This window comes from Sedimentibacter sp. B4 (assembly GCF_000309315.1).
GTDB lineage: Bacteria > Bacillota > Clostridia > Tissierellales > Sedimentibacteraceae > Sedimentibacter > Sedimentibacter saalensis.
Window position 1 is genome coordinate 1 of sequence record NZ_CANG01000927.1, and the last position, 7592, is coordinate 7592.

The following is a 7592-nucleotide window of genomic DNA, read 5'->3' on the forward strand; positions in this document are numbered from 1 at the left end:
TGACATTCTTGAACACTATGGCTGCAGCATTCAATGCCTGCTCGGGAGAGCCTCCCATCATTTCAACAACTGCTGCTGATGCCATGGCAGCTGCAGAGCCGCATTCAGCCTGACAGCCTCCTTCGGCTCCTGCCAGTGTTGCATTTTTTGCAATTATTATTCCCACTCCTGAAGCCGTAAACAAGGCATTTATTAAATCTTCTTCAGTTTTTTGAAGCTTTTCTCCTGCTGAAATCACAACTGCAGGCACAATTCCGCAGGAACCTGCAGTAGGACATGCAACTATTTTACCCATGGCAGCATTCACTTCTGATGAAGATATGGCTCTTGCCATGGCCCTGTTCATGAAATCTCCTGTCAGTGTTTTTTCGCCGTCTGCATACTGCCTTATTTTATATGCATCTCCACCTATGAGGCCGCTCACTGATTTTATTTCATTTTCCTGTGCGTAGGAAGCGGAGTTCATCATTACATGAAGGGTGCCTTTCATTTTTTCAATGACTTTTTCACGGCTTAAACCGCTTTTTTCTGCTTCTTCTCTTATTGTGTATTCATATATGGTTAAATTTTCTTCTCTGCAAATTTCTGTTAATTCTCTTCCGCTGGAAACAAACATTTATGCTCCTCCCTCCAAAATAGGATTTATAAACTCTACATTTTCAACTTCTTCCATTTCCTTGATTTTGTTTATTATTTCATCAGGTATCATACTATCTGTTTCCAGAGCCATGGTTGCTTTTCCTTTTCCGCTTCTATATACTTTCATTGTTCCAATGTTCATGTTTTCATCATAAAAAAGCGAAGATATTTTTGAAATCACCCCCGGCATGTCTTTGTGCTGAGTGAGAAGGGTCGGTTTTTCTCCTGTGAACTCCACACTTTGTCCGTCAATATCGAAAATAAAAATATTTCCTCCACCTATTGATGAACCTGTAACTTCAGTTACTCGTCCGTCTTCATTTGTTATTATGAACTTCACTGTATTTGGATGAACATCTCCCATGTCTTCCACTGTAAAAATTACTTCAATTCCCTTTTCTTCGGCAATTTCAAATGAGCGTTTTAAATTTTCGTCCCATGGATCCATGTTCAATATTCCGGCAATCAACGCCTTGTCTGTTCCATGTCCTTTGTACGTTTGCCCAAATGAACCATGCAGCATAAATTCAACTCTTTTTATGTTGCTTCCTGCAATATTTCCAGCCACTTTCGCAAGTCTTGCTGCTCCGGCAGTATGGGAGCTTGACGGTCCAATCATTACAGGTCCCAGAATATCAAAAACTCCATAGTCTCTCATAATTTTCTCCTTTTTAATTGGTGATTATATTTTATACATAATTTTGTAAATTTACAATAATTTTGTACAAAGTATTTCATGAATCAGCCATGTCTTCCTGCTGGGACAGACATGGCTGATTTTTATTCCTTGCTGATTGTATCAACTATCATGGCAACTGCCTGGTCACCGGATACGTTACATGCTGTTCCGAAGCTGTCCTGTGCAATATACAAGGCAATCATCAGCGCCAGCATAGGTTCAGTGAATCCCAATATGAGTTCCAAAAGCCCTAGGGATGCCATAACCGCTCCTCCCGGGACACCAGGAGCTGCCACTATGGTAATTCCAAGCATAGCTATGAATCCTGCAAAAAGATTCAGCTCTACAGGATATCCGTTAAGCAGCATAACTGACATGGCACAAGTTGTTAATGTAATTGTACTTCCGGACATGTGAGTTGTTGCACAAAGCGGTATAACAAACTCTCTTATTCCTTTTGATATGTTCATTCTTTCAGAGCACTGAAGATTAACAGGTATTGTTGCTGCTGAAGATTGTGTTCCAAGCGCTGTCATATAGCCCGTTACTTGTATTCTCAGGGATGAGAACAGGTTTTTCTTGCTTATTGAGCAACCCACTGCAAACTGAAATACAATTATAATCCAGTGCATTGCTATGACTATTAAGAACACTTTCCAGAAAACAGAAAATACCGTTGCAACCTGCCCTGTGTAAGTCATGTTCACAAAGACTCCTACTATATAGTAAGGAAGAAGTGGAATAACTATGCTTTCTATTACTTTTGTAATTATTTTTTGAAAACCGTCTGCTGCTTTTCTGAGAGGTTCGTTATTGATTGCAGAAATTCCAAGTCCCAGTATAAACGCAAGAATGAGAGCTGAAACAACTTGCATTATAGCCGGCATTTCAACCGTAAAGTAAGGTTCCAATGCTGCCTTTGATTCCGTTATTCCGCTTGCAGTATCAGGTGTTATTATTGTCGGCAGCAATGTTGAAGCCACAAAATATGCAGCAAATCCTGAAATAAGAGTGAAGCCGTATGCTATACCAACTGTTATTCCCAGAAGTTTTCCTGCCCCTGTTCCCAGCTCAGCAATACCTGCAGTTACAAATCCCAATATGAGCAACGGAATTATAAAGCCAAGGAAATTCCCGAATATGGAACTGAATGTGACAAATATTCGGTTTATCCAGCTTGGAGCGACGCTTCCCAATATAAGACCTACTATTATACCAATTATAATCTTGGAAATAAGGCCTAATTTAAATTTTTTTTCTGCCATAAATTTCTCCTTAATATTTTTTAATCAATAAGTTATGTAATATTAATTAATGATTATACTTGAAATAACTTATTATTTTGCAATACCATTAATATAACCACAGAAAAATCTATTATGCAAAAAAGCAAAAAACCCAATCCTTGGATTGAGTCTTTGTATGTACGTTACATTTATTATTCTAAATTTTTAAATGTTTCTACGGCATGTTTAAGTTTATCCACAATATGCAGATTGTAAGGACACTTTCTTTCACATTTTCTGCATCTCACACATGCATCTGCTTTGACTGGCATCCCATCATACTTCAGCTTTCCGTATTCAGGCAGATTATATCTTATAGCATATCCTTCATATACGAAGACATTAGGTATGTCTATTCCTTCAGGACATGGCTTGCAGTATCCGCATCTTCTGCAGAAATCATTTCCTAAGGATTCAACTTCTTTTTTAATTTCTTCCATTTCTTCTTCTGTCAGCGGTTCACCATCTATACCAATGGCTGCATTTTCTGCAACCTGACTTACAGAATCCATGCCGGGAATAGCCACTGTAATTAAATTGCTGTTCATTATGTATTTAAGAGACAATTTTCCTTTGCCAAAGGCCCCTCCTGCAATAGGCTTCATTGCTATTGTTCCCATTCCTTTTTCAAGGGCTTTTGTAAACAGTTCAGTTCCTTGAGATTCAACAGGATTAAATGGAAATTGAACAGTTTCAAAATCGTCATGTTCAATCGCCCTAAGTAATATTTCTCTTATGTGTCCGGTGATTCCTATGTGTTTAATGAGTCCCTTTTCTTTTGCTTCCACCAGTGCCTTTAATGCACCGTTTTCCGCAAGTACAGTATCAAGCTGTTCCATCTTGCTTACGTTGTGAATTTGATACAAATCAATATAATCAAGTTGCATTGTTTTTAAGCTTTCTTCTATGAAATTTTTCATTGATTCATAGTCATATCCCATTGCCTTTGTTGCAATATAAAAGTTTTCACGTCCTGCTTTTTTAAGTGCATTTCCAATATATTCTTCGCTTACTGTGTATCCTCTTGCAGTATCGATAAAGTTTATTCCTCTGTCTCTGCACTCCAATACTATTTTTGTCGCTTCTTCCTGATTTACCCTTTGTATAGGTATTCCGCCAAATCCTATGACAGAAACCTCCATCCCTGTGTTCCCTAACATTCTCTTTTTCATATTCATACCTCTGTCATTTATATGATTTATTATATAATAGATGCTTTTTTAAGTCAAACACAACAAAAACATCCGCCATAAACCGACGGATGTTTTTATGATTTGGAAGAAGATAAAAAAAGTATTATCTTAATATCATTATTAACCATTTTACAATTATTATTCATGATTTATTTAAAAATGTCATTCGACAAATTTTTCATAAAGCGCGTAAAATTTTTATGTGCACATTTTCACCTTTTTAATCTAAAATGTGCACATTTGTGGATAAATCTGTTGACAAGTACCAAAAAAAGCATTAAATTTGTGTATAACTTCTCTAAACATTTTAGAGAGCCTGTGTATAACTTATAGAAATGTGCGGTGAATAACATGTGGAATGACAAAAATTATCATACTTTGGATTATGAAATGAAAAGTTTTTTTGGAGAAAAAGCAATTAAATTGTCGATTGATGGCGGATTTACGTGCCCAAACAGAGACGGCACGATTGGAAATAAGGGCTGTATTTTCTGCAGTGAAAGAGGCTCCGGTGATTTTAACTCTGAAGCTTGCAAGTCTATTTCTGAACAAATTAATGAGCAAAGGCAAATAATGTCGAGAAAATGGAAAAGCAGCACATACATCGCTTATTTTCAAAGTTATACAAATACATATGATACTGTTGAAAACCTGAGGAAAAAATTCCACGAAGCCTTAATCTGTGAAAATATTAAAGGAATTGCCATAGCTACAAGGCCTGACTGCATCAGCGAAGAAATTCTTGAACTTCTTGCTGAACTAAATGAAAAGACATTCTTATGGGTTGAACTGGGCCTTCAGACAATAAACAATGATACTGCAAATTTAATAAGAAGAGGCTATAGTCTTGATGTGTTTGAAAAGACTGCAAAAATGCTTAAAACTAAGAACGTAAGGACTGTAATCCACCTGATTATGGGACTTCCCGGAGAAGACAGAGAACAAATGCTTAAAAACATATCTTATGTTTCAGCATTAAGACCCTGGGGGGTAAAAATTCACATGCTGCACATACTTCAAAACACAGATCTGGCAAAGTTTTACCTCAACACTCATTTCAATGTCATGTCTCAGGATAAATATGTGGAGTTAATCTGTGATTCTCTGGAACTTCTTAATGAGGACATAGTTATCCACAGGCTGACAGGTGACGGAAAGAAATCTGATTTAATTGAACCAAGGTGGACACTCAATAAGCTTAAGGTTTTATCCGACATAGACAAAGAACTTAAGAAAAGGAACAGCCGACAGGGAAAATACGCACCATTGTAATGTTAATGTAATACTATAATGGCTTTTATATACTATAATTGTTATAAGAAATACTATACATTTATAGTATTTTTTTATTGCTGAATAGCAATTTCTGGCAGGAGTACATGCCAAGATTATTATAAATATTGTTAGACAGGTGCAAATAAAATGAAAAAATTATCGTTAATAACATTGATTGCAATACTAGCCCTCAGTGTTTCTAATGTCTCATATGCATCAAGCTTTCCTGATATAAGCAAAGATTCTGTTCTGGAAGAATCCGTAGGCTTGCTGTCAAGCTACGGAATTATTCAGGGGTATCCTGACGGCACATTCAAGCCTGACAAGTCTGTTACACGAGCTGAAATGGCTAAAATGATGACTATGGCTGCAGGTTTTTCTGAGTATTCCAAGAACATGACCTCTGTGTATGAGGATATGCATGGGCATTGGGCAGAAAGCTATGTTGAACTGGCAAATGTACTGAACATAGTTAAAGGAATTTCTCCAACTACATATGGTCCGGATAACCTTATTAAATTTGAAGAAGCATACACAATGATTGTAAGGCTTCTGGGATACAGTGATGAAGCGCTTTTAGGACAGTGGCCCAGCAACTATTATGAAAAAGCATTGGAACTTAATTTGTTTCAGGATGTGGACACTTCTAAAGTATTTGCATCCAGAAGAGATATAACAGTAATGCTTGATAACGCCCTTGACTGCATGATTGTAAAATCAAAGGGTACAGGTGGTGTAACTCTTACCGACAAAACTCTAATGTCCATGCTGGGCAAAAAAGAAACAAGGGTAATTACATTAAGTGATTTAAAAATCGAAAGTTTTGATTATACTGATTATTTGTTCAACAAGTGGGATGTTTATTACAACAACTCAGGCAAGACGGTATATGTGAACAATCCAAGATACAACGAATTTACTGGAACAGTAACAAGCCTGCTAACAAACAGAGTAATATTTGTAACAGATGATTACGGAAATGTGAGAGCGTTTCAGCTTCCTGAAATACCAATAGTAATAAACGGCAAGAAGGGAAACTTCAACAATCTTGAAAAAAGCCGCATTAAAGTTGTTTATGAAGATGACTCCTTCAACGGAGATGTAATAGGAATAATTGCCTACAAGCAAACGGCAGTTAAAGTAATTGGAAGAACGGACCTGTATAACACAGGAAGCAAGTACTTTGCCGGGAAACAGCTGCCTGTAACAAGCAGCAATGAAATAAACCAGGCTAAGCTTCACATAAACGGTGCTGCCTCTTCACTGGAAGACATAAAGACTAATGACGTAGTATATTTTTATGAAACAAATGAATCAGACAAAGTAACTAATCTTACTCTTGATGTAGTTAGATCCCAGACAAGCGGAACTGTAACTGATGTTCAGACTTCCGGCAATGCAACATATTACACAGTTAACAACATAAGCTACAAGACGGGTGATAATTTTATATTTACTGAAAAAGCATCTGTAAATGACAATGTAAATCTAATACTTGACAAAAACAACAATATCATTAAACTTGAAATACTTAATTACGGCAAATATCCATCAACATTTGGAATTGTCATAAGTTCAGCCAACAGCACTAACGGAAATGTGTCAGCTAAAATACTGGACGAATACGGAGCGCTTAAAACTTACTCATTGGCTGACAATTCAAGCGTAGTAACAGTGACTGAATCCGGAACAGGACTCTTTAAGTACACTAACTTAAAAGAAAGAGACTTTGTGGCATTTGACCCTGTTTCAAGCGGCAATGTGAAAATAATAAACTACATGCCTGCAAAGTATATTGCCAACAACTACAACCAACAGACACACACATTATCAAACGGATACTGGATGTCTCCTGACACTTATATTGTATATGAACAGGACAGCAAGTACCAGCTGCTTGAGTTAAGCCAGCTAGACACATATCTGGAGGGAAAGGCAGTAATTGGTTACAAAGGAGAAGTTGAAGCTCTTTACCTTACAAAAGGAATTAAGCCGACAAGCTATGTGACTGTTACTCCGGAAACTCCGCAAAGCTACAACGGAACAATTTATGGAGTCATAAAGGGCATTACAAAAATAGATTCAAGCACAAGTCACGTACAGTTTTACAACAGTAGCAACGTGTTCTCAGTTTCAAACTCATCAGCTGCAGGCACAAAGGTTTCAACAGTGCTCAATTCATACGTTAAGGCTGTAATAGTGAACGGAGTTATAACAAGCGTTGAAAAAGTTACTTCCGAAACGGATAAAATAAAAATCACACAGGTTTACTCAAACCAGCTGTTGATAGACGGCATCACATACATGGAATATTCATCATCAGTTACAGTCTACAACCTGACAACAGACGGCTCCGGCAATGTAACAAGCTTCAAGGCCGGTTCGAAATCAGACATAAAATCAGGCTCCACAGCTCAGCTGTATGACCTGTACGGCGGTTTTGACGGGATAATAGATGTAATACTGATATTTAATTAAACAAATAAAAAACTAGGCTGCTAGCCTAGTCATACTATTGAT

The 7592-nt window shown here is 37.2% G+C and carries 6 protein-coding genes; 2 read left to right on the forward strand and 4 right to left on the reverse strand.

Features of this window, described 5'->3' with window-relative positions:
• From BN358_RS15830 to BN358_RS15845, 4 genes are all read right to left on the reverse strand, one after another.
• On the reverse strand, window positions 1–616 hold a 616-nt coding region (locus BN358_RS15830), incomplete at its 3' end, for an L-serine ammonia-lyase, iron-sulfur-dependent, subunit beta (RefSeq protein ID WP_019229513.1).
• Complete coding sequence (gene sdaAB / locus BN358_RS15835) at window positions 617–1297, reverse strand: L-serine ammonia-lyase, iron-sulfur-dependent subunit beta (RefSeq protein WP_019229514.1); 681 nt, start codon at window positions 1295–1297, stop codon at window positions 617–619.
• Between the two features lie 122 nt (window positions 1298–1419).
• Window positions 1420–2583 (reverse strand): dicarboxylate/amino acid:cation symporter, encoded by a 1164-nt coding sequence (locus BN358_RS15840; protein ID WP_019229515.1) that lies wholly within the window; start codon window positions 2581–2583, stop codon window positions 1420–1422.
• Window positions 2584–2756: 173 nt separating this feature from the next.
• Entirely contained in the window at window positions 2757–3776 is a 1020-nt protein-coding gene (locus BN358_RS15845; RefSeq protein ID WP_019229516.1) for an aldo/keto reductase, read from the reverse strand.
• A 372-nt stretch (window positions 3777–4148) separates the two neighbouring features.
• On the opposite strand from BN358_RS15845, the gene BN358_RS15850 reads away from it, so the two are divergent.
• A complete protein-coding gene (locus BN358_RS15850; protein WP_019229517.1) occupies window positions 4149–5069 on the forward strand; it encodes a TIGR01212 family radical SAM protein in 921 nt (306 codons plus the stop codon).
• Between the two features lie 150 nt (window positions 5070–5219).
• A complete protein-coding gene (locus BN358_RS15855) occupies window positions 5220–7550 on the forward strand; it encodes an S-layer homology domain-containing protein (protein WP_019229518.1) in 2331 nt (776 codons plus the stop codon).
• The last annotated feature ends 42 nt before the right edge of the window (window positions 7551–7592 follow it).

Bases quoted from the DNA above. Each gene is read 5' to 3' on its own strand.
- BN358_RS15850 (WP_019229517.1), top strand. From the start codon at position 4,149: ATGTGGAATGACAAAAATTATCATACTTTGGATTATGAAATGAAAAGT.
- BN358_RS15855 (WP_019229518.1), top strand. From the start codon at position 5,220: ATGAAAAAATTATCGTTAATAACATTGATTGCAATACTAGCCCTCAGT.
- BN358_RS15840 (WP_019229515.1), bottom strand. From the start codon at position 2,583: ATGGCAGAAAAAAAATTTAAATTAGGCCTTATTTCCAAGATTATAATT.
- BN358_RS15845 (WP_019229516.1), bottom strand. From the start codon at position 3,776: ATGAAAAAGAGAATGTTAGGGAACACAGGGATGGAGGTTTCTGTCATA.
- sdaAB (WP_019229514.1), bottom strand. From the start codon at position 1,297: ATGAGAGACTATGGAGTTTTTGATATTCTGGGACCTGTAATGATTGGA.